Origin of the sequence: Vibrio sp. HI00D65, assembly GCF_001635455.1 — a bacterium.
Classification (GTDB): Bacteria; Pseudomonadota; Gammaproteobacteria; order Enterobacterales; family Vibrionaceae; genus Vibrio.
In genome coordinates, this window is sequence record NZ_LWEH01000380.1 from 1 (window position 1) to 287 (window position 287).

1 protein-coding gene is annotated in these 287 nt (G+C 47.0%); it reads right to left on the reverse strand.

Translation table 11 applies throughout. The features are described from left to right. On the reverse strand, nt 1-287 hold a 287-nt coding region (locus tag A3712_RS21405; RefSeq protein ID WP_231891857.1), incomplete at both ends, for an acyl-homoserine-lactone synthase.

Sequence of the window (287 nt, forward strand, 5' to 3'; positions counted from 1 at the left end):
CCGTTACTGATTTTCGTCGAAACCTTCTGGCCGACCTTATACCCAACTTGATGTAATACGTTCATCAGCTCCTTTTGACCGAGATAGAGGAAGTAGAGCTTTTGCTGGGTGCTACCGCTGACTGTCAGGCGCAACACTTCACATATGGCTTGTGTATCTGACAATTGCAAGCGAAAAGTACTGTCAAACTCAGGAAGAGAGTAAGACTTTGGAAGTGTTGGTGGCGTGAAAAGTTTCAATCCCGACAGCTGTTGGTAGCCGTGATCTGGTAAGCAGTACTGCCAGTG